This is a genomic window from Marinobacter subterrani (assembly GCF_001045555.1).
GTDB classification, from domain to species: domain Bacteria; phylum Pseudomonadota; class Gammaproteobacteria; order Pseudomonadales; family Oleiphilaceae; genus Marinobacter; species Marinobacter subterrani.
This window is the reverse complement of the sequence record NZ_LFBU01000001.1, coordinates 1,378,500-1,403,664: the sequence shown is the minus strand read 5'-3', so window position 1 is coordinate 1,403,664 and position 25,165 is coordinate 1,378,500. Positions and strand designations below refer to the sequence as shown.

Here is a 25,165-nt window from a genome sequence, read left to right as displayed (position 1 = left end):
ATCACGGGGCTTCTGGACTACATTACCTCAGGTGATCAGGAGGCACTGTCGTCTTCAAGCGTGACAACTGTGTCTGCCATCACTTCGGTGGTTTCGAAGGTATCATCTTCCAGATCACCGGTTACCGACACCAGATCACCTTCTTCGATCTGCTGATAGCCCTCGTCATCCATCGGATCGTAGGCCATCAGGGCGGTATCGACGGTCATCTGCTGGGCTCCGGAATCGATGGTGAATTCGGAACCGGTCTCACCGGTGACTGTACCTGTAACGATCACCTGGCCAGGGTCGATCGTCGGCGCAACATCAAGATCATTGAAGGTTTCCTCGTCCATGGCGCTGGCATAAAAGTAAGTGCCAAGGCTCTCGACGTAGACACTGCTGGCCTCGACTTTCGCACCCTCAAAGGTGTCATCGTCGACCTCGCCGTATACGGTCACATTGTCACCCGGCAGGACTTCACCGTTCTCTTCGAACCAGTCCCAGTCGTCCATTTCGACGGTCACCAGGCCTTTGCCGTAGTCCAGCATGAAGGTGTCTGCGGTGGTGCTGGTTACTTTACCGCTCAGGGTAATCCAGGAACCGTCCGGTGCAAGGTACGGTGACTCGTTTTCCGCGCCCGGGTCGGCAGCCATGGTTACTGCGGGTACAGCAGTAAGGGTTGAGGCGATTGCGATGGAAAGTGCTGCGCGTTTCATAGTCAGATCTCCTTACCGTTTCCGGTATTTGATCTTCAAGTGTATGGATGCGGTGTGTTGGGTTATTCACCACATCCGACGCCTGTGTCCATCAAGCTAATAACAAGTTCCGGAAAATAAAGGTTTCTAAATGTCTGTTAATGTTTTGGAAACCTTGAGCCGCTCCCGGAAAATTTGCCCCGCGCACGGCGCTGTGGCGGGTATCAGAGGATTTCAATGCCCTCACATTTGTAACGGCCTATTAATGTATCCTCCTGCAACAGGTTGCCTTCAAGATCAAAACAGAACAGGTAGGTTTCGGTACGGTCACCGATTTCCACACTCTTGAGGCCGATGCACTCGTCGGTTCGGCCGGGAATCAGCTTGAATGAGGATACGCCCCGCTCGGGTGTTCGTGGTCCGATTTCCAGGGTTCGGATATCGGTAAAGTCGGGGCTGGCGATAATGAGTGTATTGCCCCCGCGTTCCCGCTCGTCCAGCTCTTCGTCGAACGGGCTGGTGGAAATTTTCCGGGGGAAGAACAGCCAACAGTTGCGGTAAGGGTGCCATTCCGCGGCTTCGTGGGTCACGTAGCCCTGTTCGCCCACGCCCAGGGCATTGCGCATGGCCTGGTAGTTTTGATGCCAGTTGATGCTTTCCAGCCCGTACTTGCGGTCCAGGATCTTGACCCATTCCTCCTGGTTGTTCTTGCCATGGCTGCCGATGACCATGCTGTCGCCTTTCAGGGTCGCCCATTCGCTCTTGAAGCCCTTGAATTTCTCGTCGCCGCTGCCGGTCATGAGTATGTGCCGCGGGATCAACTGGTTCTCGTTGCGTATCTCACACACCAGGCCGGTGCGGTCATCAAAGGTGATCAGTCGCTTGCCGAACTGCACCAGTTCGGAGAATTCGGCACCGCGGCCGCCCTCGGCGATCAGGCTGATCAACTGGTGTTCACCACCGTCTTCTTCGGGAATCTCTTCCATGTGATAACGGACTTTGCCGGTGGCAGGGTCTTTCTGACGAAGCAGTCTGTCGTAGCGGAGAGTGGACTTCCAGGCGGTCTGCCCGTCTTCGAGTTCGACCTGCGAGGCGTGGTCTTCGTCGGTGATGATGGCCAGGGTGTATGCATCGGTTTCCGGCCCATAACGTTCAAGGCGAGCGATATCTGCGGGTTTCTGAGTCATGGTTGTCCTCCAGGTTGGCGTTGGATGGTTTCCCTGTACCTTGGACAAGTGTGCCGGGGATTGCCAGTCCTGGGGTTAACGCTTCCGGTTCTGTTGCAGCCAGCGGTCGAGTTTGTCGGCGAATTCCTTGCGGTCGGTCTGGCTGAACGGGGCAGGGCCGCCGGTCACCTGGCCGGCGTTGCGCATCTCTTCCATGAAGTTGCGCATGGCCAGGCGCTGGCGAATATTCTCTTTGGTGAAGGCCTGGCCACGGGGGTTGAAGACGTCGGCGCCTTTTTCGATGGCTTCGGCGGCCAGGGGGATGTCCTGGGTGATCACGAGGTCGCCTTTGTGCATCTGGTCCATGATCTCGTTATCGGCAACGTCGAAGCCCTGGGGGACCTGGCGGCGTTTTATCCAGGGGCTTGGGGGCAGGGTGATGACGTGATTGGCAATGAAGGTTGTCTCGATCTGCCAGCGGGTGGCGGCGCGGCAGAGGATCTCCCGGATTGGGACGGGGCAGGCGTCGGCGTCGACCCAGATTGGCATGATGGTTCCTTCTTCTGGCTTGGTTTTGAGTGAGTTTACCGTGGGTTGTTGTGAGCCTGGTAGGGGTGGCCCGCGTATCTCGTTATGTGGACCTGGCTTTTGGTGGAGGAGGCATTGGGGCCGCCCTTCCAAAAACCGCTACGAGCACGTCCATGTGGGCTTGTTTCCGGCCGTCCATGGCCTCCAACATTTTTGGAAGGGCGGCCCCAATGCCTCTGTCTGACATCACAGATATATCCGCGGCATTAAACGATCGCTACGACATTTTTCCGAGAGGTGATGATGATTCATCGGATTCTGTTATCTGGATTGTTAACCATTTTCTTTTCATTCTCGGCGTTCGCCGCTGACAGTAACGCAGACGCTTGGCAGACCCTTCGTGAGGGCCGGGCGGTTTTGATGCTTCGTCATGCTCTGGCACCGGGTACCGGGGATCCGGCCAATTTTGATGTCAACGACTGCAGCACCCAGCGGAATCTGAACGCCACGGGGCGGGAGCAGGCTCGGGCCTGGAAGCCGTTTCTGGAGAGCCAGGGGATCACTGAGGCGCGGGTGTTCAGCAGTCAGTGGTGTCGGTGTCTGGACACGGCCAGGGGTATGAACATGGGGGAGGTTACTGAGTGGCCGTCGCTGAATTCGTTTTTTGGCAATCGCGGGGATGGTTCGGCGCAGACTCGGCAAACCATTTCTCTGGTTAACGGGCTGGGGGTCGGGGCGCCGGTGATTCTGGTGTCCCATCAGGTGAATACCACGGCGCTGACCGGTGTGTATCCTTCGCCCAATGAGGGGGTAATTATCGGATTGCCCTTGTCTGAAGATCCGAGGGTGCTGACGAGAGTTTCACCCGGGCGTTGATGGTATAATTCAGCACTCATTCAATTAACAGGAAATGATAATGTCGCAGCTTCCTCCCTGCCCTCAGTGCAGTTCTGAATACACCTATGCGGACGGTGTGCAATTGGTTTGTCCCGAGTGCGGGCATGAATGGTCTGAGGCGGAAGCCGCGGCTGATGCGGCCGGGAAGGTGATTCGGGATTCAAACGGCAATGAACTTCAGGACGGCGACACGGTCACGGTGATCAAGGATCTGAAGGTCAAGGGCTCCAGTTCTGTGGTGAAGGTCGGTACCAAGGTTAAGAATATCCGCCTTGTGGAGGGCGATCACGATATCGACTGCAAGATTGACGGTATTGGTGCCATGAAGCTGAAATCGGAATTTGTGAAGAAGGCCTGATTCTAAAAGGTGTTCGGGGTCGACAGGGAGAACTTGAATGGTTGATCATGCTAATGAAAGCAAGCCGGTTCAATCGCCGACAGAGCGAAAGCATGAGCTCCATCAGGAGCTGCCGGTCGATTTCCCCGATCCGTTTTTCCGTGGTCTGCACCGGGTTATTCGTTTCGCAATCCGGGTGCTCGCCGTTTTGATGGTCGCCGTTATTCTCTGGGGCGTTGGTGACGTCATTTACATCATTTACGACCGGCTGATTACGCCGCCCCTCCTGCTTCTGAACATCAACGATATATTCTATACCTTTGGTGCGTTCATGGCGGTGCTGATTGCCGTGGAGATCTTTATCAACATCCGGCTTTATCTCGGCACCAATGTCTTCCCGGTGCAACTGGTTGTTGCCACGGCCCTAATGGCCATTGCCCGGAAAGTGATCGTGCTGGATTTCGAGACACTGACACCCATGTACCTGATCGGGATTGCTGCAACCACGCTGGCGCTGGGACTCACCTACTGGTTGCTGAGGCAGGGCAATCAGTATCATGAATGGGATGACTGATCGCGCACTACCTCCGAGGTTGGTTGATCAGGCGTTGGCGGCAACCTGGATTTGCTGTTCCAGCTCTCGGGCCATTCCGGCCTCAAGGTTCAGGACCGATGCCAGCGGGTCCAGCCATGCCCGTTCCATGGGGTTCTGTTCGTAGATCATCACCGCGCTGATGACGTAGATTTCCCGGTTTGCCCGGGGCGAGTCAGCCATTCGTGCCAGTGCCTGGGCGCCCAGATCAGGGTATTTAGTTCCCTTGATCATTGCTGCAATGGGCCGGGAGTGCCAGAGCTGTGGGGGGTGAGGCAATGGGGAGTTGCGACCATTCGCCGCATCCAGCCTTGCCCGCTTGTCATCGGGAGATCCAGAGGCAACACTAGTCTCCGAATGACATTTCTGAAAAACGGATCGACGCGAGACACCATGAACAGACTCACAACATTGACCGCCGGCCTGCTGTTTGCCAGCAGTGCCCTGACCGCCACACCTGCCCTGGCCCATGATTACACTCAGGGTGATTTGAAAATCGATCACCCGTGGAGTCGTCCGACACCGCCGGGTACGCCCTTCGGTGTGGGCTACATGCGTATCTCCAACACAGGCGGCAGCGCCATCGTTCTTGTCGGTGCGCGAACTCCACGGGCCGAGAGTGTGTCGATCCACGAGAGCAGCATGCAGGAGGGCATTATGCGAATGGTGCGAGTAAACGGTGGACTGGCAATTCCGGCTGGCGAAACCGTGGAGCTCAAGCCCAACAGCTTTCACCTGATGCTAGAACAACTGATGAGCCCGCTTCGTGAAGGCGAATCCGTCCCGTTAACCCTCAGCTTTGAAGGCGCACCGGATATTGAAGTGGCGTTGAAGGTTGAGCCTCTTGACGGCCCGATGATGAAAAGCCAGGGCATGAACCACTCCGGCGGAGGCATGAATCACAGCGAAAACTGAGGCTATGGCCCGGTCGCGGGGCATCTGCGCCGGGCGTTGCGCCTACCACTCCCGGTCTTCGGCACTTTCCTCGGCCTCGATTTCCGCCTTGCGGGCCTGGATTTTCTTCATTTTCTCGTCCGAGATTTTCATGCTGTGGGCGCTGTTACGCAGAAGCATCATGCTGCCGACGATCAGCGCCAGTGCGAGAAACATAATGACCCATCCTATTGTTGGCATGTGCGTGGCTCCCTGATTGCTCCGGTTTCCTTTATAGTGAACTACTCCACACTCTATCGACAACCAGATATCCGGACGGGACACTGAATGTCTTTCTCCCGAATCCACGATCAGGCGGTCGCCCACAAGGGCGGCGCAGATGCATTAAACGCCCTCCTGCCCCCGATTGCCGGGAGCGATGAGCTGGAGGCGAAACGCGATGATCGTTACCTCTCCGAGCTGACTCGCTGTATCTTCAAGGCCGGCTTCGTCTGGCGGGTGATCGAGAACAAATGGCCGGGTTTTGAAGCGGCTTTCGAAGGGTTTGTGCCGCTTTACTGGCAGCAGGTGCCGCCGGAAGTGTTGGAGGATCTCTGCCGGGATGAGCGAATCGTCCGCAACATGCAGAAGGTCCGTACTGTGCCGGAAAACGCCCGGATGATCGTTGATGCGGCCCGGAATCACGGTAGTTTCGGCCGGTTTCTGGCGCAGTGGCCGTCGGATGATCAGGTCGGTCTTCTGCTCTGGCTGAAGCGCAATGGCGCCCGTCTTGGCGGCAATACCGCCCAGTATTTTCTCCGCCGTGTCGGCTGGGACGGTTTTATCCTCTCTAACGATGTGATCTTGGGCTTGCGCCGGGAAGAGTTGCTGGATGCCACGCCGGGAAGCAAAAAGGCGCTGGTTCAGGCCCAGCAGGCCTTCAATAACTGGCATCGTGAAACCGGGCTGCCATACAGCCACTTGTCCCGGATTCTGGCCTGCTCTGTGGGCGAGTAACCTGGGACGCCGGCCGGCTCAGGCCCCGGCAGATTCCGCCGAAAGGCTCAGTGGGTCCAGCCGGTAATAGCCCTCAAGAGCCTTGTACACTTCCGGTTGCTCTGCCTTCAGGTGGCCGGGCTGCTGGAAAAAGGCCTCGGTCAGCACTGCAAAGAACTCGGCCGGTTCGGTTGCGCCATAAGGGTCGAGCCATGGATTGTGATGATGACCGAGGGAATGCCGGAGATCCTGGTAGGCTTCTGTCATTGTATGCTGCCAGTGCGTCGCTTGCTCGCCGCTCAGCGGCGGCGCCCCATCGGCAGTGCCGTCCAGATAATCCAGCTGGTGAGCAAATTCGTGGAGCATCACATTGTGGCTGCCGTGGGGATGTTCGGCGGCCTGTTGGCACTCTTTCCAGGCCAGCACCACCTGGCCGCGGCTCGAGGCCTCGCCCGCCCGGATTTCATCACTTTCACTGACCACCATGCCATCGCTTTCAATGTCTCGCACATGGTACGCATCCGGGTAGACCAGAATGCTGCGCACCTCGTCGAAATCCGAGTAGGAGCGGGCGAGTATCAGCAGGCAGGCATGGCCGGCGATGGTAAGCTTCACGACGTCATCCACCTCGAAGCCATCGCAGCCGTAGAACCCCTTCTCGGCAAGAAATAGCTGCACTCGCTGCTCCAGGGCCTGCCTGAGGTGCCCGGGAAGCTTGTAATAAAGCGGTACCTGAGATTCCAGATGCCGGCGCCAGACCTCCGGAAACGGCTCGCTAAGTTCCCGTTCGCGGCGCCAGGATCGGTAAAAGAACAGGAAGAAGACGGCAGCCGCAATCAGGGTTACGGCGAAGACTGCAAATATGAGTGCTTCTGACATGCGGCTCCAGGCTCTGGTCCGGTGGGTTAATGGCTATCTTACAGAAAAAGGATCTGTGGCCGCAGGTCTGGTGTATGCCGCGGCATTTTCTCTTTGCCGGGAATGCAGATCAAAGAATTTTCAGTTGTTTGCAATTCCGTGACGCAGAACACCGTATTACAGGATAACCTTATGGCAAGTCAGAGGGATTTTGCAGTATATGGAAAGCGTGAATAGCACAGCTACCTATGAGCCGGCCCGCGAGCGCCGGCCTGAGTTTTGGCGTCTGGCCATGCGGTGCGCCCAGATTGCCGGTTCGGTCGACGTTATCTTTTTCTTTCTTTTTCATGCCCTGGGGTCACCGATTCTGGCGTGGGTGAACGTGGTCAGTGTGGCCATGTACGCCGGCGCCTATTACGCGCTCAAATACCGCAGAAATAAAACCGCCGTGGTTCTGATCTGGGCCGAAGTGCTGATCCACGCTGCCCTCGGCATTGTTCTTATCGGCTGGGAGAGTGGTTTCCACTATTACCTTCTGATGTTCATACCGGCGATCTGCGTGTCGGCAGCCCGAAAATGGGCCGTTTTTGCGCTGTTGGGACTCTGGGGTTATTTCATCGCGCTGGATGTGCTGATGTGGTTCATTCCGCCTCTGCAGCCTATTCATCCGACAGCCCTGCATATTGTCCACCTGTTCAACCTGAGTGTGGTTTTTGCCATGTTCAGCTATCTGTCTTCCTATTACCTCAGAATGGTGGTGTCGGCCCAGCGCAAGCTGCGGGAAATGGCAACCACCGATTCGCTGACAGGGTTACTCAATCGCCGCCACATGACCTACCTGGCGGAAAAAGAACTGGCCCGGTTCCAGCGCAGTGGCCATCCGGTCGGGTTTCTCTTGCTGGATGTGGACCACTTCAAATCGATCAATGATGCATATGGCCATGAAACCGGCGACAGGGTACTCAGAAGCGTTGCCGATCTCATCCGGCGGGAATTGCGGGCACAGGATATGGTCGGTCGCTGGGGAGGAGAGGAGTTCCTCGCCGTTCTTCCGGATACCGATTCCGGCAAGGCCCAGGCCAGCGCTGAACGGGTGCGGAATGCCTTCCTGGAGAAAGACTGGGCAGAAATTGCCGGGGGTGATGTTGAGGTTACCATCAGCATCGGGGTGAGCGAGCTTCGTGCCGGAGACGATTTGAGTACTGCAGTCAGTCGCGCCGACACCGCGCTGTACCGAAGCAAAAACAGTGGCCGGAACCGGGTGGAGCTGGAAACCGTCTGAAGTTCAGTTCCCATCCATGACTTCACGTTCAAAGCGTCCGAGCACCACCATAATAATCAGTGCCAGCATGGTCACCATGCCTGCCAGTACGAAATTGCCGATACCGCAGGCCACGCCAATAGCCCCCGACGTCCAGATGGATGCACCCGTGGTGATGCCCTGGACGCTGCCGCGGCTCTGGATGATGCTGCCGGCGCCGAGAAACCCGATGCCGCCAATCACGCCCTGGACAATGCGGGTCGGGTCGATGCGGGCAGAGGGGTCGCCTGCGGCTGTTGAGAACATGATATCCAGGCCCATCATGATGAAGGCCGAAGAGCCCAGTGACACCAGCATGTGGGAACGCAGCCCCGCGGCTTTGCCCCGGAGTTCCCGTTCAAGCCCCAGGAGCAGACCCAGGCCGGCGGCGACTGATAGCCGGATAAGCATGTCCATTGCCGGGATTTCAGTATCGAACATCATCTCACTCCTCTGAGGCGGATGGTTGCCATGTTAACTTAGCAGTTATCTGATGCCTGAGGGGACCTCATTGTATGTCCGACATCCGAAAGAAAACCATTGCCGGGCTGAAAGCGGGGGATTCGTTCTCACTGACACGAACCTTCACTGAAGAGGAAACCCTGACCTTCGGTGAGATCAGTCGCGACCAGAACCCGGTCCATTACAGCGATGAGTTCGCCCGGGCAAAGAATCTCCAGGGCAAGATCTGCCACGGCTTGCTGGTTGGCGGGATGATCACGGAAGTGGGTGGACAGATCGGATGGCTGGCGTCCGGGATGAACTTCCGGTTCCGCCGGCCGGTGTATTTCGGCGACACCATCACCTGTGCATTCACCATTACTGAAGTGGATGAGCGCAACCGTGCCCGGGCCGAGGCGGTGCTGTCGAACCAGTATGGCGAGGCGGTGATCGACGCCTGGCTGACCGGCGTCTTGCCCGGGCCTGAAGAGCAGCAGGTCATGTCAGCGATGCTTGCTGAACAGAAAGACCTGCCAGGCTCGTGAACAGGTGCTTTCAGTCTTCCTCCTCATCCTTCATACGTTCCTGACGTTCCCGTTCCTCCTCCCTGGCGGCGTCAATGATTTCGATCAGTTCGTCGACGTTGGCGGCGGTATCATCGTGCTGGAAGCAGCCGGTGAGTTTGCTGTCCGGGTGCAAGTCGCCTGATTCGTAGAGCGCCCAGATCTCCTTGCCATAATCGGTGCTCAGCAGCTCCGGGGCGAAGCGGCCGAAGTAACGGCGCATGTTGTCGACGTCGCGCTCGAGCATGCGTTCCGCGTTATTATTGCCCGAGGCATTGACCGCCTGGGGAAGATCAATGATGACCGGTCCGTTGGCATCAACCAGAACGTTGAATTCCGACAGATCCCCATGGATCAGCCCGGCACTCAACATTCGGACTACCTCACGGATCACCTGGCCGTGATAGTCCCGGGCCTGCTCCGGGGAAAGGGTGACATCGTCCAGGCGGGGCGCGGCCTTGCCATCGTCGTCGGCGACCAGTTCCATCAGCAGCACCCCATCCACGAAGCCCAGCGGTTCCGGCACCCGAACCCCCGCAGCCGCCAGCCGGTAGAGTGCGTCCACCTCGGCGTTGAGCCAGGCGTCTTCCTGTTCCTTCTGGCCGTATTTGGTCTTCTTGCTCATGGCCCGGGCCCGTCGGCTGTTTCGGACCTTTCGGCCTTCCTGATACTCCACCGCCTGTTTGAAGCTCCGCTTCGAAGCTTCCTTGAAGACCTTGGCGCAGCGAGTCTGGTCTCCGCAACGCACCACATAAACCTGTGCTTCCTTACCGCTCATAAGCTGGTAGAGCACTTCGTCCACCATGCCGTCATCGACAAGCGGTTGTAATCTCTTCGGTACTTTCATAAAACCTTTCTGACTGACTGTGAGTCGGCCGGCCACGTTCGTTGATCTGGAACAAGGCCGGATTCGGACAGGGCAGGGACAATGACTGCTACGGAGCATAGCTTACATGAAAATCTTTTTCCTGATCCTGTTGATTCTGGTGGCCGCTGCCACTGTCGCTCTGTGGTTCTGGCGACAGGCTGACCACAGCGCGGACCATGCCGCCATGGCGAGGTTGGCAGCCTTGCAGCCGGATTCACCGGAGCGCTTTGATCTTTCTCTCATTGAGGGCCTGCCGGAGCCGGCCCGGCGGTATTTCCGCTTCACCATTCAACCGGGTACACCACTCTATACTGTGGCACGGATATCCATGACCGGAAAATTCGGTATGGGCAACCGGGAGGCGCCGGACTACATGGATATGCAGGCCAGCCAGATGCTGGCCATGCCCGAAGGCTTTATCTGGAAAATGAGCGCCAGCCGTGGCGCCCTCCGGATTTCTGGCTCAGACGCGGAACAGTGGACGCGGTTCTGGCTGATGGGGTTGCTCCCGGTGGCCCGGACTGGAGGCGGCCCGGATCACACCCGTTCAGCATTCGGCCGGTATGTGGCAGAGGCGGTGTTCTGGACGCCGGCTGCGCTGCTGCCAGGCCCGGGCGTTGCGTGGAAGCTTGTTGATGTAAATACGGTCAGGGTGATTGTCCGCCACAAGGGTATGGAGCAGGCGGTGGATATTGTCGTGGCCGATGATGGCCGCCCCCTGCAGGTAAGTTTCGACCGCTGGAGCAATGCGAATCCGGAAAAGGTCCACCGCTTGCAGCCTTTTGGCGGATACCTGTCAGAGTTTCGGGAGTTTGAAGGATTTGTCTTGCCGACCCGAGTGGAAGCCGGGAATTTCTTTGCGACGGAGGAATATTTCCCGTTCTTCATTGCCGACGTCAGCAAGATAGAATTTCCTCGATCCAACAAGATCGGGAGTAACGACTGATGTCCGTGATGGTCATGCTTACCCAAATCGCCCTGCCAGTTCTCCTGTTGGTGTGGTTGGCATGGTTCCCAGCCAGGGGAGTGTTTGCACTTGGAGTTCAGGCACTGTCAGTTGCAGCGGTACTCTTTGGCATTGGCCTGGCAGCCCTCTGGACCATGCCCCCGTTCTGGGTGCCGTATATCTATTACGGAGCTTTCGCAGTGATCGTGGTTTGCCATCTGTGGCAGGGGCGGTTTATGGGTAATGGGCTCTGGCGGGCGTCTGCCGGGCAGACATTACTTGTTCTGTTTGCGTTGGGACTCGGCTGCCTTGGTGGGTACATGGCGTATTTGGCCTATCAGGGGAGGGCTTTGCCGGCGGTTGAGACTGTCGACATCGCACCGCCGTTCGGGCCTGGTACTTACCTGGTGGCCCACGGCGGTTCCAGCGCCATGGTGAATGTACACCTGAAAACACTGGATAAAGCGGTCGAGCGTTTCAGGCCATGGCAAGGACAAAGCCGGGCTCTGGATATTTTCCGCATTTCTCCGTTGGGTATTCACAAGAGTGGCTGGCTGCCTTCCGATCCGGCTCGCTATTCAACGTTCGGCACCCCGGTGGTGGCACCCTGCAACGGCGAGATCGCGAAAGTCGTCGATGGTCGGGAGGATATGCCGGTTCCGGTGATGGACCGGGAACACATGGCGGGAAATTATGTGGCGATCAATTGTGGCCGGTTCTTTGTGATTCTAGCCCATCTGAGAAAAGGGAGCGTCACGGTCTCTGCCGGTGACCGGGTGGCTGTCGGCGATTTACTGGGAGAAATGGGCAACTCCGGCAACAGCTCAGAGCCTCACCTGCACGTTCATGCCCAGCGGGGGCTGCCGGAGCAGGCAGCATTTGGAGGTGAGCCGCTGGCGTTGACTATTGATGGTGCGTTTCCTATAAGGAACGACAGGATCCGGGTTGCAGAACCTGTCGTCCGATAGTTCCGGTTTAACGCACTACAAACACCGAAATGTCACTGTGTTTGACGATATCGGCGCCGTTGGAGTGGAGGATATGTAGCTTGTCTCCGATGCCCGGCGGGTGTGAAGCCATTACCACCAGGTCGGCACCGGTCGTCTTGATGGCTTCGAGCAACTTATCGTCAAGTTCTACGGCCGTATCGACAGATTCCATCACCATGCTGTCGGTGTTGATACCGTGGGATTGCCCCTGCTCTTCTGCGAAGACGCTGAGTTTTTCCTCCAGTTCCCCCGGATTGTGGGCGGCCGCTCCCGGCGTGCTGTTGGTTACGGTCACATAGCAAAGCGTGGCGCTGTAATGCTTGGCAATATCAATGGAAGTATTGAGCGCCTTCACCATTTTATCGGTATGGGCCAGGTCGACCGGAACGAGGATCTTGCTGTACATAAGAGTGCTCCTTTGCCGCTGAGGCTGAAAGCCTCGTTTGAAGGTCCTGCCTAAAGATTGGCAGTACCCACGCAGAGATGCAAAAAAGCCCGGCGACGTTCACCGGGCTTTTGCGGTCAAAGGCTACTGCTTTGCTTCAGATCAGATTGTAAAGGAACACCACGGCGATACCGGCAGGTGTCACATATCTGAGCACGAACATGAAGGCTTTATAGGCGATGCCTTCCAGGCCGATCTCCGCAGGCAGCCCCTCGCGCTTCATGGCCCAGCCGGCAAACAGGGCAATGGCCAGGCCGCCGAGAGGCATCATCATATTGGAGACCAGGAAATCGAGCAGGTCGAACACGGTCTTTTCTTCAAAAAAGGGGATGAATCCTAGCGGGTGCACGCTGTCCCAGACATTGAAGGACAGCACGGTTCCAATACCGATAAACCAGATTGCCAGCCCGCCACCAAGCGCGCTTTTCGCCCGGCTGACGCCTTTGTGCTCTTCCAGCCATTCCACCACCGGTTCCAGCATGGAAATGGCCGACGTAATGGCCGCTACCAGCAGCAGGGCAAAGAAAATGGTGCCGAACAGGGCGCCACCGCTCATCTGGCCGAACGCCAGTGGCAGGGTTACGAAGATCAGGCCCGGCCCCGCGCCTGGCTCAAGCCCGTTGGCGAATACCAGCGGAAAAATGGCGAGCCCGGCGAGAAGGGCAACGCTGGTGTCCACGACGGCAATGGTCATGGCGGTTCTGGCAATATTCACTGTCTTGGGCAGGTAGGAGCCGTAAGCCATCAGAACACCAATGCCGATGCTCAGGGTGAATGCCGCGTGTCCCAGGGCAGTCAGTACACCGGTGGTAGTGAGCTTGCTGAAATCGGGAGAAAACATAAAGCTCACCGCCCGGCCGAAGCTGCCACTGTTCATGGCATAGATCACCATCGCAACCAGCAGCAGGAACAGCAATGGCATCAGCATATTGACAGCTTTTTCAAGCCCGGAACGAATGCCCCGGCCAACGATAAATACGACGATCACCATGAATACGGAGTGCCACAGCAGCAGTTCCCAGGGGTTTGCCAAAAGTCCGCCGAACTGGCCGCCGATGGCTTCAGCATCTGCGCCAGTAAACAGACCGGCAGCGGCCTTGCCGATATAAACCAGAGCCCAGCCGCCGATTACCGCATAGAAAGACAGCACCAGGAATGAGGCGATAACCCCGTTCCAGCCGATGGCTCGCCAGCCTTTGGCCGTGCCTTCGGTCTTGGTCAGGGTGCGCATGGTGGCGACGGGGCTCTGGCCACCTTTGCGCCCGATCATGGTTTCAGCGACCAATACCGGCACGCCGATCAGGAAGATGCAGGCCAGATAGACAAGAACGAAGGCACCGCCGCCGTTCTCTCCGGTAATGTAGGGAAACTTCCAGATGTTTCCGAGGCCCACCGCCGAGCCGGCAGCGGCCAGGATAAAGGCCATCCGTGAGGACCAGAGGTTATTGGCCTGCTGGTGTGGTTGGGTACTCTCACTCATTCTTCTCTCCGGCTAGTTATTTTTGTCGGATTGATTGGTCGTTGTCGAAAAAAGGCTTACTTGCCCAGAACCTCGCGCAGGGCGGAAGCGACTTGTGGCAAGACGCGGTCGTTCAAACCGGCGACGTTTACGCGGCTGCTCTCCAGCATGTAGATGCCGTGTTCCTTCCGTAACCGGCCAACCTGCTCCGGGCTGATACCCAGGAATGAGAACATGCCTCGCTGACGGGCGATGAAGTCGAAGTCGCCCACCGGTGAGAGCGCGCCTGCGAAAGCGTGACGCAGGTGCAGGATGCGCTCGCACATGCCGCCAAGCTCTTTTTGCCACTGGGCCCGCAAGTCGTCATCGCCCAGGATGGTCTCCACGATCGCAGCACCATGAGCTGGTGGCATCGAATAATGAGACCGGATAACGCTGAGCAACTGGCTGGTGGCGGCTGCGTTCACGGCTGCTGTTCCCGAAATCAGGGCGAGGGCGCCTGTGCGCTCCCGGTAGAGGCCGAAGTTCTTGGAACACGACGCTGCGATCAGCATTTCCGGTACCGCACCGGCCAGATGCCTCAGGCCGGCCGCATCCGCATCCAGGCCTTCTCCAAGGCCCTGGTAGGCCATGTCCACAAAGGGCAACAGACCCTTACGCTGGATCAGGCTGGTTACTTCCTGCCACTGGGCCAGGCTCAGGTCGGCGCCCGAAGGGTTGTGGCAGCATCCGTGTAGCAGCACCACATCGCCCGCGTCGGCCTGTTCCAGGGTTTCCAGCATGGCGCCGAAGTCTACCTGCAGCGTCTGTGGATTAAGGTACGGATATTCGCGAATAGTCAGGCCCGCGCCACCAAGAAGCGGCAAGTGGTTGGCCCAGGTGGGCGTGCTGACCCAGACTTTTGTGTCCGCCTTGCACAGGCGCAGAAACTCGGCGGCCATACGCAGGGCGCCACAGCCGCCCGGTGTCTGGATGACCGATACACGGCCGTCACGGACCAGTGGGCTGTTGCTGCCCAGGATCAGCTCGGCCATGGCGTTGTTGAAGCCCGCAGAACCGGCAGGCCCCACGTAGCTCTTGGTGGTTTCACCCTCAAGCAGGCGACGCTCAGCTTCGTGAACGGCGGCCATGATGGGTGTATTACCCGCGTCATCCTTGTAAACACCGATGCCCAGATCCACCTTGTCCGGACGGGTGTCCTCACGGAAGGTGTGCATCAGTTGCAGGATCGGATCCTGGGGCAGGGGCTGGAGTGTTTCAAACATGGTTTGCCTCCTCATCGGCCTGTTGGGTGCGGATCAGGGTCGGGCGACCGGTGTCCAGCGCCTTGGTCAACTGTGTCTGCTTTTCACGGATACTCTCTGCCGCCTGTTCCCTGACCGGGCCGTAGCCCCGTACATCAGCGGGCAGTTCGGCAAGCTGCAGGAAGGTCTCGTAGTTGCTGGCGTTGAGTTCACGGCCAATTCGCGCAACCAGGTTCTGGTAGTCCTTCAGCAAGGCGCGATCGAGCTTGCGGTCTGCGGAGTAGCTGAACGGGTCCACCGCGGTTCCGCGCAGGCTGCGAAATTTCGCCAGCAGCCGGAAGGCCCGGAACATCCAGGGGCCGAATTGGCGCTTTTTCGGGCGACCCTGGGCATCGGTTTCACCGCTGAGCAGGGGCGGGGCCAGGTGGAAATGGACCTTGAAGTCGCCCTCGAAGGTTTCATTTACCTCTTTCATGAAGTCGGTTTCGGCAAACAGCCGCGCCACTTCGTACTCGTCCTTGTAGGCCATGAACCGATATAGCTGCTGGGCCACTGCGCGAGTCAGCAGAAGATTGGTTTCGCCGAGGGCTTCCTCGGCCTTCCGGACTCCGGCAACCGTGTCACGGTATTGGTCGGCCCAACGCTGGTTCTGGTAGTTGACCAGGTGCTTGTGACGGATGTTGATCAGTTCGTCCAGGGTTGGCTCGGATTTGACCTCAACAACCTGGGCCTTGTTGTCGTCCAGCAGATCCGTGACTGCGCTCAGATTCACGGCCGCCAACCGGCCCCATCCGAAGGCTTCCTTGTTCCGCTCGATGGCGACGCCATTGAGCTCGATGGCCTTCATCAGAGCCGCCTCGGAGAGAGGCAACAAGCCCTTCTGCCAGGCAAAACCGAGCATCATCACATTGGAGAACACGGTATCGCCCATCAGCTTTTCGGCGATGCCATTGGCGTCCAGCTGATCAAAATGATCCTCACCAACGGAATCCCGGAGCAGGCCCAGTCGCTTGTCGGCCTTCATGTCCGCGTCGCGGAAAAGCACATAATCGGCGGTGGGTAGTTCCGCTTCGTTGGCAACAATCCGGGTGTGGTTGGGCCTGAGCACGTTCAGGGCCTTCTGGGACGAGGCCACCACCAGATCACAAGCGATGACCGCATCGGCCTGGCCATTGCTGATCCGCACCTGACGGAGTTTGTCCGGAGACGGTGCCATCCGCACGTAACTCAGCACGGTGCCGCCTTTCTGGGCGAAGCCCATGAAATCCAGTACCGAGGCACCGCGGGATTCCAGGTGGGCTGCCATGGTGATCAGCTGTCCCACAGTCACCACGCCCGTGCCGCCAACTCCGCCCACCAGCAGATCGTAGGAGCCCGTCAGTTCCGGCAGTCTGGGGGCTGGAATGTCAGCCAGCTTGCGGGTGAGCACGGAGCCTGTGTCAACACCCCGGGATTTGCGCAACTGACCGCCCTCAATGGTCACGAAGCTGGGGCAGAAACCGTTAACACAGGAGAAGTCCTTGTTGCAGGAGGACTGGTCGATCTTGCGCTTGCGGCCCAGTTCCGTCTTGCGGGGCACAACCGAGAGACAGTTCGACTGCACCGAGCAGTCGCCACAGCCTTCACACACGTGATGGTTGATAAAGGCCCGCTTTGCGGGATCCGGGAACTGCTTGCGCTTGCGCCGGCGGCGCTTCTCGGCAGCACAGGTCTGGTCGTAGATCAGCACGGTACAGCCGGGGATGTCACGCAATTCGCGCTGCACCTTGTCGAGCTCGGACCGGTCGTGGAAGGTGACATCCTTGGGGAACAGGTCGTGATGGCCATCGTATTTCTCGGGCTCATCGCTGAGCACAACAACCCGATTCACCCCTTCTGCAGCCATTTGCTGGGCAATCCTGTCGACGGTGATCTGCCCGTCTACAGGCTGACCGCCGGTCATGGCCACGGCGTCGTTGAACAGGATCTTGTAGGTAATGTTGATGCCGGCAGCTACCGCCTGACGGATAGCCATGGAACCGGAGTGGAAGTAGGTTCCCTCACCCAGGTTCTGGAATACATGCGGGTTGCCGGTGTAGCGGCTCTTGCCAATCCAGTTGACGCCTTCGCCCCCCATCTGGATGAGGGATTCCGTGTTCCTGTCCATCCAGGAGGCCATGAAGTGGCAGCCGATGCCCGCCAGGGCCTTGCTGCCCTCAGGGACTTTGGTGGACGTATTGTGGGGGCAGCCGGAGCAGAAATAGGGCATGCGCTTGACGCCGCCCGGATCCTGAGCGGTGGTCATGGCGCTGATCTCAGCCATGCGCTCGCTGAAGTCCACCGAGAAGAAGCGACCAAGGCGGGCCGCCAGGAAGCCGGCAACCAGCTTCGGGCTCAACTCTCCGACGTAGGGGATCAGCGGGCGGCCCAGCTCATCCTGTTTACCGGTAATCAGAACCTCGCCAGGGCGGTCCGGCTCAGACATGTATTCCTTTATCTGGCTCTCAATGATGCCGCGCTTTTCTTCGATGACCAGGACTTCTTCCTTGCCGTGCACGAAGTTGAGAATGCCCTGACGTTCAAGGGGCCAGACCATGCCGACCTTGTAGATGTCCAGCCCCATGTCCCGGGCCTGGTCTTCATTAATGCCCAGAAGATCCAGGGCTTCGAGCAGGTCCAGATGACCCTTGCCGGTCGTGACAATGCCGAAGCGGGCGTCCGGGTTTTCGAACAGGCACCGGTCAATGCGATTGGCACGGGCGAAAGCCTGAACGGCCGCGAGCTTGTGTTCGATCCGGGTTTCCAGTTGCGGCCCTGGCAGGTCTGGCCAGCGATAATGGAGGCCGCTTTCCGGCGCAGTGAAATCGTCCGGGGTAACAAAATCTGGCGTCGGTGGAATTTCGACAGAGGCTGCGCTTTCCACGGTTTCCGAGATCGCCTTGAAGCCGACCCAGCAGCCGCTGTAGCGGGAAAGGGCATAACCCCATAGACCGAACTCCAGGTACTCGGCGATGTTAGCCGGGTTGATGGTGGGCATGAAGAAGCTCATGAACGCCACATCGGACTGATGGGGCATGGACGATGACACGCAGCCGTGGTCGTCACCGGCGACCACCAGCACGCCTCCATGTGGGGAGGAGCCATAGGTGGTGCCGTGTTTCAGAGCGTCGCCGGCGCGGTCCACGCCCGGACCCTTGCCATACCAGAGGCCGAATACGCCCTCTACCTGACGGTCGTCATCGGTCTCCACCTGCTGGGTACCCAGCATGATGGTAGCGGCGAGATCCTCGTTGATGGCCGGGACAAAATCGATCCGGTTCTTGTCCAGCAGGTCCTTGGCCTGCCAGAGTGCCTGGTCGACTGCGCCGAGGGGAGAGCCCCGGTAGCCACTGACCATGCCGGCGGTGTTCAAACCTTGTTTACGATCCAGGGCGGCCTGCATCAGCGGAATTCGCACCAACGCTTGCGTGCCGGTCAGAAAAACCCGACCGGATTCCCGCAGGTAACGGTCTTCGAGTTTGTAGTCGTCGAGTTGGGGGGTCACGGTGGACATGGCGTCCTCCTTTTTGTCGATTTTATAACCAGAATTTTAAAAGGAAGTCCGCAAAAGGTGCTTGCTTATTGGGCGAGGGTTTTGGTGATTTGCGAAAGAACGTTTGATAAAAGACAATAAATCGAAAGAACCTTTGATAAAAATCAGGTGTTACTAAATGAAACAGGTTGAACTGGACAAACTGGACCGGAAAATCCTTTCATTGTTGCAGCAGGACGGGCGTGTCAGTAACCAGTTACTGGCCGAGCAGGTGGGCCTGTCGCCGGCGGCTTGCTGGCGCCGGGTGCGGGCACTGGAGGAAAGCGGAGTGATTCAGGGGTACTGCGCAAGGGTGGACCCGGAGCGCATCGGCCAGGGGTTGTGCGTGTTGGTCAACCTCTCACTGCAGCGGCACACCATCGACAGTACCGCAGAGATTGAGCAGCAGGTCAGCAGTTACCCGGAGGTACTTCAGTGTTTTGCGGTGACCGGTAACGCCGATTTCGTGCTCAGGGTTGTCGTGCCGGATATGGCCAGTTACGACCGGTTCCTGAACGAAAAGATCTTCACCCTGCAGGGTATTGCCCAGGTGAACTCGAACTTTGCGTTGCGGGAGATAAAGAACACCGAGACGATCCCGGTGGAAGGCATTCCGTAGATTCGGCAGGGATGAACAACGAAAAAAGGCAGCCGAAGCTGCCTTTTTCTGAACGTGTCGTCTGCTATTTGCAGAGCATCTCTTTATAGATTAAAGAGCGACTACGTTTTCCGCCTGAGGACCTTTCTGGCCCTGGGTAACGGTGAACTCGACCTGCTGGCCTTCAGCCAGAGTCTTGAAACCGCCGCCCTGAATAGCGCTGTAGTGAACAAAAACGTCCGGGCCGCTCTCGCGAGTAATAAAGCCAAAACCTTTTGCTTCGTTGAAAAACTTAACGTTGCCGGTAACTGTAGACATAATATACTTTCCTGATTTCAATCATTTAATGTGCTGTCAGATCATCTTGTGACGCCTGATCAGCGATATGCGGAAACAAAAAACTGGCGTGATCAAAAACAGGACGTGCTACTTGTTACAACTGAGCGGTCTTATTGATGAAATGCTTTGCTAAATCTTTCCAACGAGGCCCACTGTACTCTTACCTCCGGGAAAAGCAAAGCTATTTCTTGTAGGCATAAACCGGGAGGTCGGGCGGACCCGAATGTTCACTCGGCACCGGGCCTGAGAAAGCCGTCCCTGCCCAGATCATAGCTGGCAAAATCCCTGGCCAGATACAGGTTTCCCCGATAGATGCTCCTGGCTTCGGATTCGATCTCGCCAATGTGCGGATAGGCATCCGGGTTGAGCTGGTAACGGGAACTGAAATGGGTAAGCACGAGGTTCGGGACACCGGCGGCCTCGGCGAAGCGGGCTACCTGGGCGGCGGAGCTGTGTTGTGGCCAGGGGCCGACCCGGTCAGAGACTTCCTGGGTATAGGTCGCCTCATGAATAACCACCTGAGCATCAGTGCTCGCCCCCAGAAGCAGGTCGGGCTGATCGTTGTCACCGGCGACAATAACCTTGCGCGGTTTTCTGGCAATTCGGGTGTAATCATCACAACGGGCAAGCCGCCCGTCCTGCAGTACCACATCGTGGCCCTGTTGTAGCCGACCCCACGCCGGACCGGCCTCGATGCCATCAGCGTCAAGCCTGTCCTGGAGCAGCTGACGTTCCAGATTCCTTTCGGTGAACACGAAGGCCCGGCAGGACACGCGATGGGACAGGGGCACTGTCGAAACCGAGAAAGCGTCGTCTTCCCAGTGGAAACCCTCTGCCTCGGAATCCACAAATCTCAGTTCGAAACTGAGGCTGGAGTCACTGTTACCGATGGCTGCCTCAACGAAGGTTTTCACCGGACTGGGGGCCACAAGGTACAGAGGGGCGGTACGGCCGAGCATTGACGCACTGGTTAGCAGCCCTGGCAGTCCGAACGTGTGGTCGCCGTGGATGTGGGTGATAAAGATGGCCTGCAGCTGCATCACTGAATGGTGTGTTCTCAACAACTGGTGCTGGGTGCCTTCTCCGCAGTCAATCAGGTACCAGTGTTTCGGTCCGCCGTGGCTCAGTGCCAGACCGGTCACATTGCGGGATTTTGTGGGTGTTCCGGCTGAGGTGCCGAGGAAGGTGAATTCCATACCAGGCCTTTTCGGGTTAACGTGTCGTTTCTTTGTCTCACATAATACGAAGGTAGCAGAATTGCGAAACCATTAGCCGGGGCGACCGCTAATGAGCCGGTTTGCGACACATACATAAGGAGTGCTGTCTTGTCTGAGCTGTCCGCTTACGAGAGTTTTTCTGTTGAGGTCAGGGATCACATTGCCCATGTCCAGTTCAGTCGCCCCGAGGCGCTGAATACCATGAACAAGGCGTTCTGGCTTGAGTTGCCCCGCTGCATGCAGGATATCGAGGCCAATACCGACGCCCGTGTGATTGTGATCTCCTCCACCGGCAAACACTTCTCCGCCGGCATGGATCTGGGCGTATTCAGTGATCCCAAGGCGGTGCCCATGAATGGTGACCCCGGGCGCATGGCAGAAAACCTGCGCCGGGTAGTGCTGCAACTGCAGGACACCCTGACCTCCCTGGAGCAGATTCGCCTTCCCGTGTTGGCGGCCATCCACGGTGGCTGCATCGGCGGCGCCCTGGATCTGGTCTGTGCCGCCGACAGCCGCTACTGCACCGAAGACGCCTACTTCACCATCAAGGAAACCGAACTGGGCATGACAGCCGATGTCGGCACCCTGCAGCGCCTGCCCAAGCTCATGCCGCAAGGCGTGGTTCGTGAACTGGCCTACACCGGGCGCAAATTTTCCGCCGCAGAGGCACAGAATCTTGGCTTCGTGAACGCCGTTTATGCCGACCAGGAATCCATGCTGGCAACGGTTATGGATATTGCCGGTCAGATTGCCGCGAATTCCCCGCTGGCTGTCACCGGGTGCAAGGAAATGCTCAATTACAGCCGCGACCACAGCGTGGAAGACAGTCTGAAGTACATGGCCACCTGGCAGGCGGGCATGTTCCGCCCGACAGACATGATGAAATCCTTCCAGGCCAAAGCCGGGAAGCAGGCACCTCAGTACGATGCGCTGTTTCCGGTGAAGCCATTGTTCGATCAGTAAATGGCCCTGAGAAATCGTAGAAAATCCGGTATTTCCCCAAACGCCGCCCTGCTGTTTCAGGGGGGCATCGGGGTATTTGGACTCATTGGTATTCTGGTGTTCGGTATTCCGGTGTTGCTGCTGGGGCCGGGGCTGTGGCCGAGCCTCGCTTATGGCGTTGTCGGCGCCGCCGGTACCTATGCGCTGTTGTTACTGCTCACGCAGATACCTGGATTGTTCCCGGGAAATCTTGAACGTCAGATGCAGGGCCTGTACGACTTCGCCTCCAATTACTCCCCGATGGTTCTGCTTCTGCTCTCTCTGTTGGCGGGTATCGGTGAGGAGCTGCTGTTCCGTGGCGCGGTTCAGGGCTGGCTGATGGCGCACACCGGCCCGGTGACGGCGGTGCTGGCAGCCTCGGTTCTGTTCGGACTGGTGCACTATATCTCGTTCACCTATTTCCTGGTGGCAACCGGGCTTGGGCTGATACTGGGCTCAGTCTATGCGTATTCGGAGAGCCTGTTGCTGGTGATGGTCTGGCATGCTGTCTACGATATGATCGCCCTGTTTTGCCTGCTCCGTTTTCCCAGTTGGTTCGGTGTCACCACTGCCGATCGTCGCCGGTTTCACGAATAATCGGGATCTTCCCGCCTGGCGTTTTTCCTGGCTTCAAAGCTGGCCAGTTCAACGTTGATGGCGTTGGTCGAGATCTGAATTTCATAGAGCGAATACAGCAGCGAGAGTGACAACAGCACCAGGCTGGCGCCAAAGGCGACTACCCCCGGCATATCTGCGCCGAGAAACAGCAGGAACATGGAGACCGTACACAGGAAGAAACTGAGTACGCCAAAGGCCTGCATTCGTTTGGTCAGCACAATCCGTTTGCGCAGCATGCCGATCTGCCGGGCGATCAGGGAGTTGTCCTCTTCGGTGTCCATTTGCTTGAGTTGGCGTATCAGTTGCGCGAGCACCAGAAAGCGGTTGGTGTAGGCCAGCAACAGAAGCGAAATGGCGGGGAAGAGCAGGGCAGGCGTTGTCAGATCCAATCGTTGGTTCCTTTCATGGGCTCATGGGCGGATAAATGAGTTTCAGGCGATGCCTGTGGGCAGCGGATCAGGACGCCTGGAATGTCCCGGCCCTTTGCAGAGCCTGTGTCAGGCGGTCCATGACACCGCCGCCGTGGCGCCAGAAATGCCAGTATAGCTGGACTTGCAGGGTTTGTTCCGGGGCAATGCTGATCAGGTGCCCCGCAGTAATTTCCGGGCGGGCCTGCATTTCCGGAATCATGCCGTAACCCATGCCGGCCAGTGCCAGTTTTACAAAACCTTCCGACGAAGGGCAAAGGTGGTGGGGAAAGCTGCCATGGTAGCCGCACTGGGCCAGGAACCGGTGCTGTAGTTGGTCGTTGGGCCCGAAGACGATGGCCGGGGCAGTTTGCAGACTTGTTTCGTTCAACCCTTCAGCAAAATACCGGCTCACGTATTCCGGAGCGGCCAGCGGCAGGTAAGTCATGGTGCCGATGGGCACACACCGGGCGCCGGCCACGGGTTGCGGGCTGCTGCACAGGCAGGCCGCCACGTCTCCCTCACGCATCCGGCGCAGGCCGATATCCTGATCCTCGACCACCAGGTCCAGCAGCAGGCCCTCATCGGCGCAGAAACTGCCCACAGCCGTTGCCCACCAGGTTGCCAGGCTGTCCGCGTTCAGGGCAATTCGCAGTCGCGCCGCGGGTTCCGAGAGTGCCGGTATGGATTTGGCCAGGTCCCGTTCCAGCAACTGCACCTGTTGGACGTGGTTGAGCAGGCGTTGTCCGGCCGGTGTCGCTCTGAGCACCGGGCTGCGCACCAGAACCGGTTGCCCCAGCCGGATCTCGAGGGTACGGATGCGCTGGGAGATGGCCGACTGGCTGAGACCGAGCGCAAGGCCAGCACGTTCGAACCCGCCACATTCAATAACCGTTGCCAACGCTTCCAGAAGCTTGTAATCAATCATAAGTAAAACTGATGCAGCATTATGAGTATGAATTTCAAGTATAGATAGAAACCGGTAACCTTGCGCCATTGATCGAGGAGACACCGACGTGCTTGCAAGTTACCTGGAGAGTTACCTGACCGGATTGATCGTCTGCGGCGGCATCATCGTTGCCATCGGCGCGCAGAATGCCTATGTGCTGAGCCAGGCCATCCGCCGGGAACACCACTGGTGGTCTGCCGGGTTGTGCATGGTGGCGGATGTCACCCTGTTCACGCTGGGCATGTTCGGCGTCAGCGCGGCCCTGATGGCCAAGCCGGAGGCCCTGGAAATTCTCCGCTGGCTGGGGGTGGCGTTTCTTGGCTGGCTCGCCATCCAGTCCTTCGTCCGTGCCAGTCGCGGCAGGGCCGCTCTGGAAGCCGGGGAGGTCACAAAACGGAGCCTGAAAGCGGTGGTCTTTACCACCCTGGCGGTGACCCTGCTCAACCCCCAGGTCTATCTCGACACGCTTCTGTTAATTCCGGCAGTGGGTGCCCAGCAGGACGATGCCACAACGTTTGTTGCCGGCGCCAGCAGCGCCTCGATTCTCTGGTTTGGCCTGCTCGCCTGGGGCGGTTCAGCGCTGGCGCCGGTGCTCTCCCGGCCGCTGGCCTGGCGGATCATTGATGGTGTTATCGGCGTGATGATGGCAGGTATTGCCTTGCATCTTGCGTTTGGAGAAGCGCTCTAGGCCGCGCATATCATGAGAGGCGTTACGGAGCGTCCCGGCAAGGGCCGCCAGGCTCAGTCAAACCGCCGGGCCTGGGTAAGGCGGCCGCTCCAGTAGTAACCACGGATCGACGACTGGGTAACGCCGGCTGAGGTGGAGGCGTGGATAAACCGGTCGCCGCCCATGTAGATACCGGCGTGCTGCTCCTTGCCTTCAATCCGGAAAAACACCACATCACCGGGTTCAATCTGTCCGGGTTGAACCACTTCACCGCTGGCGAGCATCTGTGATGTGGTTCGAGGCAACTGTTTGCCCAGGCCTTCCTGGTAGGCAGTGAGTATGAAACCCGAGCAGTCGAAGCCGTCGGCGGAGGTACCGCCGTACTCATACGGCGTACCTCGGTACCGCTCGAAGACCTGCCAGAGTTTCTGCGCTTTCTCTGAGCCCTCGATTGCCGCAGGCGGCAAATGCCCTGGCTGGTCTGACCGCGCCTGTTGCAGGTGCCCGGTGCTGGCGCAACCGCCTAATGCGAGCGTGATGAAGGCGAGAATAATAATGTGCCGGAATGAATCAAACATCTTGCAGCCCTGAGCTCGTGTCCTCTGCTTCCACTGTATTATTCGCACACGACTATGTCAGGTTACGATTCGTGCGATTTTG

30 protein-coding genes are annotated in these 25,165 nt (G+C 58.2%); 13 read left to right on the top strand and 17 right to left on the bottom strand.

The annotated features are described in order from the left end of the window. Positions 1-35 precede the first annotated feature (35 nt). From msub_RS06490 to msub_RS06480, 3 genes are all read right to left on the bottom strand, one after another. Positions 36-698 carry a NirD/YgiW/YdeI family stress tolerance protein gene (locus tag msub_RS06490; protein WP_048495260.1) on the bottom strand — a complete coding sequence of 221 codons (663 nt, stop codon included), beginning with the start codon at positions 696-698 and terminating at the stop codon, positions 36-38. A 203-nt stretch (positions 699-901) separates the two neighbouring features. Then, positions 902-1,864, bottom strand: a complete 963-nt coding sequence (locus tag msub_RS06485) for a hypothetical protein (protein WP_048495259.1) — start codon at positions 1,862-1,864, stop codon at positions 902-904. Positions 1,865-1,939: 75 nt separating this feature from the next. Next, positions 1,940-2,392 carry a YaiI/YqxD family protein gene (locus msub_RS06480; protein WP_048495258.1) on the bottom strand — a complete coding sequence of 151 codons (453 nt, stop codon included), beginning with the start codon at positions 2,390-2,392 and terminating at the stop codon, positions 1,940-1,942. A 282-nt stretch (positions 2,393-2,674) separates the two neighbouring features. On the opposite strand from msub_RS06480, the gene msub_RS06475 reads away from it, so the two are divergent. From msub_RS06475 to msub_RS06465, 3 genes are read left to right on the top strand one after another with little or no spacing between them, the layout of a single operon-like run. Then, positions 2,675-3,247: a histidine phosphatase family protein gene (locus msub_RS06475; RefSeq protein ID WP_048495257.1), complete on the top strand. Its 573-nt coding sequence runs from the start codon at positions 2,675-2,677 to the stop codon at positions 3,245-3,247. Between the two features lie 40 nt (positions 3,248-3,287). Beyond that, positions 3,288-3,626, top strand: a complete 339-nt coding sequence (locus tag msub_RS06470) for a zinc ribbon domain-containing protein YjdM (protein ID WP_048495256.1) — start codon at positions 3,288-3,290, stop codon at positions 3,624-3,626. Between the two features lie 37 nt (positions 3,627-3,663). Then, entirely contained in the window at positions 3,664-4,179 is a 516-nt protein-coding gene (locus msub_RS06465) for a phosphate-starvation-inducible PsiE family protein (RefSeq protein WP_048495255.1), read from the top strand. 27 nt (positions 4,180-4,206) lie between these two features. Here the strand turns inward: msub_RS06465 and msub_RS22050 are convergent, their stop codons facing one another. Then, complete coding sequence (locus msub_RS22050; protein WP_227506659.1) at positions 4,207-4,431, bottom strand: DUF533 domain-containing protein; 225 nt, start codon at positions 4,429-4,431, stop codon at positions 4,207-4,209. Between the two features lie 159 nt (positions 4,432-4,590). Between msub_RS22050 and msub_RS06460 the strand changes: the two genes are divergently transcribed. Further along, positions 4,591-5,112 (top strand): copper chaperone PCu(A)C, encoded by a 522-nt coding sequence (locus msub_RS06460; protein WP_048495254.1) that lies wholly within the window; start codon positions 4,591-4,593, stop codon positions 5,110-5,112. 42 nt (positions 5,113-5,154) lie between these two features. On the opposite strand, the gene msub_RS21000 is transcribed toward msub_RS06460, so the two are convergent. After that, positions 5,155-5,331 (bottom strand): DUF2897 family protein, encoded by a 177-nt coding sequence (locus tag msub_RS21000; protein ID WP_082146422.1) that lies wholly within the window; start codon positions 5,329-5,331, stop codon positions 5,155-5,157. Positions 5,332-5,418: 87 nt separating this feature from the next. On the opposite strand from msub_RS21000, the gene msub_RS06455 reads away from it, so the two are divergent. Beyond that, positions 5,419-6,087 carry a DNA-3-methyladenine glycosylase I gene (locus tag msub_RS06455; protein ID WP_048495253.1) on the top strand — a complete coding sequence of 223 codons (669 nt, stop codon included), beginning with the start codon at positions 5,419-5,421 and terminating at the stop codon, positions 6,085-6,087. A gap of 18 nt (positions 6,088-6,105) precedes the next feature. Here the strand turns inward: msub_RS06455 and msub_RS06450 are convergent, their stop codons facing one another. Beyond that, on the bottom strand, positions 6,106-6,945 hold the full coding sequence (locus tag msub_RS06450) for a M90 family metallopeptidase (protein WP_048495252.1): 840 nt from the start codon (positions 6,943-6,945) through the stop codon (positions 6,106-6,108). A 199-nt stretch (positions 6,946-7,144) separates the two neighbouring features. Here msub_RS06450 and msub_RS06445 point away from each other — a divergent pair, with 199 nt between their 5' ends. After that, on the top strand, positions 7,145-8,206 hold the full coding sequence (locus msub_RS06445; RefSeq protein WP_048495251.1) for a GGDEF domain-containing protein: 1,062 nt from the start codon (positions 7,145-7,147) through the stop codon (positions 8,204-8,206). A 3-nt stretch (positions 8,207-8,209) separates the two neighbouring features. On the opposite strand, the gene msub_RS06440 is transcribed toward msub_RS06445, so the two are convergent. Then, entirely contained in the window at positions 8,210-8,665 is a 456-nt protein-coding gene (locus msub_RS06440; protein ID WP_048497003.1) for an MgtC/SapB family protein, read from the bottom strand. A 74-nt stretch (positions 8,666-8,739) separates the two neighbouring features. Here msub_RS06440 and msub_RS06435 point away from each other — a divergent pair, with 74 nt between their 5' ends. Continuing rightward, positions 8,740-9,210: a MaoC family dehydratase gene (locus msub_RS06435; RefSeq protein WP_048495250.1), complete on the top strand. Its 471-nt coding sequence runs from the start codon at positions 8,740-8,742 to the stop codon at positions 9,208-9,210. Between the two features lie 10 nt (positions 9,211-9,220). Here msub_RS06435 and msub_RS06430 read toward each other — a convergent pair whose 3' ends face one another. Continuing rightward, positions 9,221-10,075 (bottom strand): PA4780 family RIO1-like protein kinase, encoded by an 855-nt coding sequence (locus msub_RS06430; protein ID WP_048495249.1) that lies wholly within the window; start codon positions 10,073-10,075, stop codon positions 9,221-9,223. A gap of 106 nt (positions 10,076-10,181) precedes the next feature. Here msub_RS06430 and msub_RS06425 point away from each other — a divergent pair, with 106 nt between their 5' ends. Next, entirely contained in the window at positions 10,182-11,042 is an 861-nt protein-coding gene (locus msub_RS06425) for a DUF6544 family protein (protein WP_048495248.1), read from the top strand. Further along, a complete protein-coding gene (locus msub_RS06420) occupies positions 11,042-12,010 on the top strand; it encodes a M23 family metallopeptidase (protein WP_048495247.1) in 969 nt (322 codons plus the stop codon). Before msub_RS06425 ends, msub_RS06420 begins: the two co-directional genes overlap by 1 nt. A gap of 7 nt (positions 12,011-12,017) precedes the next feature. On the opposite strand, the gene msub_RS06415 is transcribed toward msub_RS06420, so the two are convergent. The 4 genes from msub_RS06415 to msub_RS06400 all read right to left on the bottom strand — a co-directional run bounded on the left by msub_RS06415 (position 12,018) and on the right by msub_RS06400 (position 18,711). Beyond that, positions 12,018-12,437 (bottom strand): universal stress protein, encoded by a 420-nt coding sequence (locus msub_RS06415; protein WP_048495246.1) that lies wholly within the window; start codon positions 12,435-12,437, stop codon positions 12,018-12,020. A 136-nt stretch (positions 12,438-12,573) separates the two neighbouring features. After that, on the bottom strand, positions 12,574-13,956 hold the full coding sequence (locus tag msub_RS06410) for a sodium-dependent transporter (protein WP_048495245.1): 1,383 nt from the start codon (positions 13,954-13,956) through the stop codon (positions 12,574-12,576). A 56-nt stretch (positions 13,957-14,012) separates the two neighbouring features. Continuing rightward, the gene (locus tag msub_RS06405; protein ID WP_048495244.1) at positions 14,013-15,200 is read right to left on the bottom strand and encodes an amino acid aminotransferase; all 1,188 of its coding nucleotides are present in this window, start codon (positions 15,198-15,200) and stop codon (positions 14,013-14,015) included. Then, positions 15,193-18,711: an indolepyruvate ferredoxin oxidoreductase family protein gene (locus tag msub_RS06400; RefSeq protein WP_048495243.1), complete on the bottom strand. Its 3,519-nt coding sequence runs from the start codon at positions 18,709-18,711 to the stop codon at positions 15,193-15,195. Before msub_RS06400 ends, msub_RS06405 begins: the two co-directional genes overlap by 8 nt. Before the next feature lie 157 nt (positions 18,712-18,868). On the opposite strand from msub_RS06400, the gene msub_RS06395 reads away from it, so the two are divergent. Beyond that, positions 18,869-19,348 carry an Lrp/AsnC family transcriptional regulator gene (locus tag msub_RS06395; RefSeq protein ID WP_048495242.1) on the top strand — a complete coding sequence of 160 codons (480 nt, stop codon included), beginning with the start codon at positions 18,869-18,871 and terminating at the stop codon, positions 19,346-19,348. 90 nt (positions 19,349-19,438) lie between these two features. Here the strand turns inward: msub_RS06395 and msub_RS06390 are convergent, their stop codons facing one another. Together msub_RS06390 and msub_RS06385 are read right to left on the bottom strand one after the other, a co-directional pair. Next, positions 19,439-19,645, bottom strand: coding sequence for a cold-shock protein (locus msub_RS06390; protein WP_008176018.1), 207 nt, complete (start codon positions 19,643-19,645; stop codon positions 19,439-19,441). Between the two features lie 248 nt (positions 19,646-19,893). Beyond that, positions 19,894-20,862: a ribonuclease Z gene (locus msub_RS06385; protein WP_048495241.1), complete on the bottom strand. Its 969-nt coding sequence runs from the start codon at positions 20,860-20,862 to the stop codon at positions 19,894-19,896. Between the two features lie 138 nt (positions 20,863-21,000). Between msub_RS06385 and msub_RS06380 the strand changes: the two genes are divergently transcribed. Both msub_RS06380 and msub_RS06375 read left to right on the top strand, forming a co-directional pair. Next, positions 21,001-21,846, top strand: coding sequence for a crotonase/enoyl-CoA hydratase family protein (locus tag msub_RS06380; protein ID WP_227506779.1), 846 nt, complete (start codon positions 21,001-21,003; stop codon positions 21,844-21,846). After that, positions 21,847-22,461 (top strand): CPBP family intramembrane glutamic endopeptidase, encoded by a 615-nt coding sequence (locus msub_RS06375; RefSeq protein ID WP_197083793.1) that lies wholly within the window; start codon positions 21,847-21,849, stop codon positions 22,459-22,461. It abuts the gene before it with no gap. Here the strand turns inward: msub_RS06375 and msub_RS06370 are convergent. Together msub_RS06370 and msub_RS06365 are read right to left on the bottom strand one after the other, a co-directional pair. Continuing rightward, the gene (locus msub_RS06370; protein ID WP_048495239.1) at positions 22,452-22,871 is read right to left on the bottom strand and encodes a DUF2721 domain-containing protein; all 420 of its coding nucleotides are present in this window, start codon (positions 22,869-22,871) and stop codon (positions 22,452-22,454) included. The two genes, msub_RS06375 and msub_RS06370, sit on opposite strands and share 10 nt — an antisense overlap. Before the next feature lie 67 nt (positions 22,872-22,938). Then, complete coding sequence (locus msub_RS06365) at positions 22,939-23,817, bottom strand: LysR family transcriptional regulator ArgP (RefSeq protein WP_048495238.1); 879 nt, start codon at positions 23,815-23,817, stop codon at positions 22,939-22,941. Positions 23,818-23,905: 88 nt separating this feature from the next. Between msub_RS06365 and msub_RS06360 the strand changes: the two genes are divergently transcribed. After that, positions 23,906-24,526, top strand: coding sequence for a LysE/ArgO family amino acid transporter (locus msub_RS06360; RefSeq protein ID WP_227506658.1), 621 nt, complete (start codon positions 23,906-23,908; stop codon positions 24,524-24,526). Positions 24,527-24,579: 53 nt separating this feature from the next. Here msub_RS06360 and msub_RS06355 read toward each other — a convergent pair whose 3' ends face one another. Beyond that, positions 24,580-25,083 (bottom strand): C40 family peptidase, encoded by a 504-nt coding sequence (locus tag msub_RS06355; protein ID WP_048495237.1) that lies wholly within the window; start codon positions 25,081-25,083, stop codon positions 24,580-24,582. Positions 25,084-25,165: the final 82 nt, after the last annotated feature.

Excerpts from the sequence above, each read along its gene's own strand:
- msub_RS06405 (WP_048495244.1), bottom strand. The coding sequence starts at position 15,200 with ATGTTTGAAACACTCCAGCCCCTGCCCCAGGATCCGATCCTGCAACTG.
- msub_RS06430 (WP_048495249.1), bottom strand. The coding sequence starts at position 10,075 with ATGAAAGTACCGAAGAGATTACAACCGCTTGTCGATGACGGCATGGTG.
- msub_RS06365 (WP_048495238.1), bottom strand. The coding sequence starts at position 23,817 with ATGATTGATTACAAGCTTCTGGAAGCGTTGGCAACGGTTATTGAATGT.
- msub_RS06425 (WP_048495248.1), top strand. The coding sequence starts at position 10,182 with ATGAAAATCTTTTTCCTGATCCTGTTGATTCTGGTGGCCGCTGCCACT.
- msub_RS06400 (WP_048495243.1), bottom strand. The coding sequence starts at position 18,711 with ATGTCCACCGTGACCCCCCAACTCGACGACTACAAACTCGAAGACCGT.
- msub_RS06480 (WP_048495258.1), bottom strand. The coding sequence starts at position 2,392 with ATGCCAATCTGGGTCGACGCCGACGCCTGCCCCGTCCCAATCCGGGAG.
- msub_RS06465 (WP_048495255.1), top strand. The coding sequence starts at position 3,664 with ATGGTTGATCATGCTAATGAAAGCAAGCCGGTTCAATCGCCGACAGAG.
- msub_RS06415 (WP_048495246.1), bottom strand. The coding sequence starts at position 12,437 with ATGTACAGCAAGATCCTCGTTCCGGTCGACCTGGCCCATACCGATAAA.
- msub_RS06410 (WP_048495245.1), bottom strand. The coding sequence starts at position 13,956 with ATGAGTGAGAGTACCCAACCACACCAGCAGGCCAATAACCTCTGGTCC.
- msub_RS06420 (WP_048495247.1), top strand. The coding sequence starts at position 11,042 with ATGTCCGTGATGGTCATGCTTACCCAAATCGCCCTGCCAGTTCTCCTG.
- msub_RS06375 (WP_197083793.1), top strand. The coding sequence starts at position 21,847 with ATGGCCCTGAGAAATCGTAGAAAATCCGGTATTTCCCCAAACGCCGCC.
- msub_RS06395 (WP_048495242.1), top strand. The coding sequence starts at position 18,869 with ATGAAACAGGTTGAACTGGACAAACTGGACCGGAAAATCCTTTCATTG.
- msub_RS06445 (WP_048495251.1), top strand. The coding sequence starts at position 7,145 with ATGGAAAGCGTGAATAGCACAGCTACCTATGAGCCGGCCCGCGAGCGC.
- msub_RS06485 (WP_048495259.1), bottom strand. The coding sequence starts at position 1,864 with ATGACTCAGAAACCCGCAGATATCGCTCGCCTTGAACGTTATGGGCCG.
- msub_RS06470 (WP_048495256.1), top strand. The coding sequence starts at position 3,288 with ATGTCGCAGCTTCCTCCCTGCCCTCAGTGCAGTTCTGAATACACCTAT.
- msub_RS06440 (WP_048497003.1), bottom strand. The coding sequence starts at position 8,665 with ATGTTCGATACTGAAATCCCGGCAATGGACATGCTTATCCGGCTATCA.
- msub_RS06435 (WP_048495250.1), top strand. The coding sequence starts at position 8,740 with ATGTCCGACATCCGAAAGAAAACCATTGCCGGGCTGAAAGCGGGGGAT.
- msub_RS06450 (WP_048495252.1), bottom strand. The coding sequence starts at position 6,945 with ATGTCAGAAGCACTCATATTTGCAGTCTTCGCCGTAACCCTGATTGCG.
- msub_RS06385 (WP_048495241.1), bottom strand. The coding sequence starts at position 20,862 with ATGGAATTCACCTTCCTCGGCACCTCAGCCGGAACACCCACAAAATCC.
- msub_RS21000 (WP_082146422.1), bottom strand. The coding sequence starts at position 5,331 with ATGCCAACAATAGGATGGGTCATTATGTTTCTCGCACTGGCGCTGATC.
- msub_RS06460 (WP_048495254.1), top strand. The coding sequence starts at position 4,591 with ATGAACAGACTCACAACATTGACCGCCGGCCTGCTGTTTGCCAGCAGT.
- msub_RS22050 (WP_227506659.1), bottom strand. The coding sequence starts at position 4,431 with ATGATCAAGGGAACTAAATACCCTGATCTGGGCGCCCAGGCACTGGCA.
- msub_RS06390 (WP_008176018.1), bottom strand. The coding sequence starts at position 19,645 with ATGTCTACAGTTACCGGCAACGTTAAGTTTTTCAACGAAGCAAAAGGT.
- msub_RS06490 (WP_048495260.1), bottom strand. The coding sequence starts at position 698 with ATGAAACGCGCAGCACTTTCCATCGCAATCGCCTCAACCCTTACTGCT.
- msub_RS06475 (WP_048495257.1), top strand. The coding sequence starts at position 2,675 with ATGATTCATCGGATTCTGTTATCTGGATTGTTAACCATTTTCTTTTCA.
- msub_RS06355 (WP_048495237.1), bottom strand. The coding sequence starts at position 25,083 with ATGTTTGATTCATTCCGGCACATTATTATTCTCGCCTTCATCACGCTC.
- msub_RS06455 (WP_048495253.1), top strand. The coding sequence starts at position 5,419 with ATGTCTTTCTCCCGAATCCACGATCAGGCGGTCGCCCACAAGGGCGGC.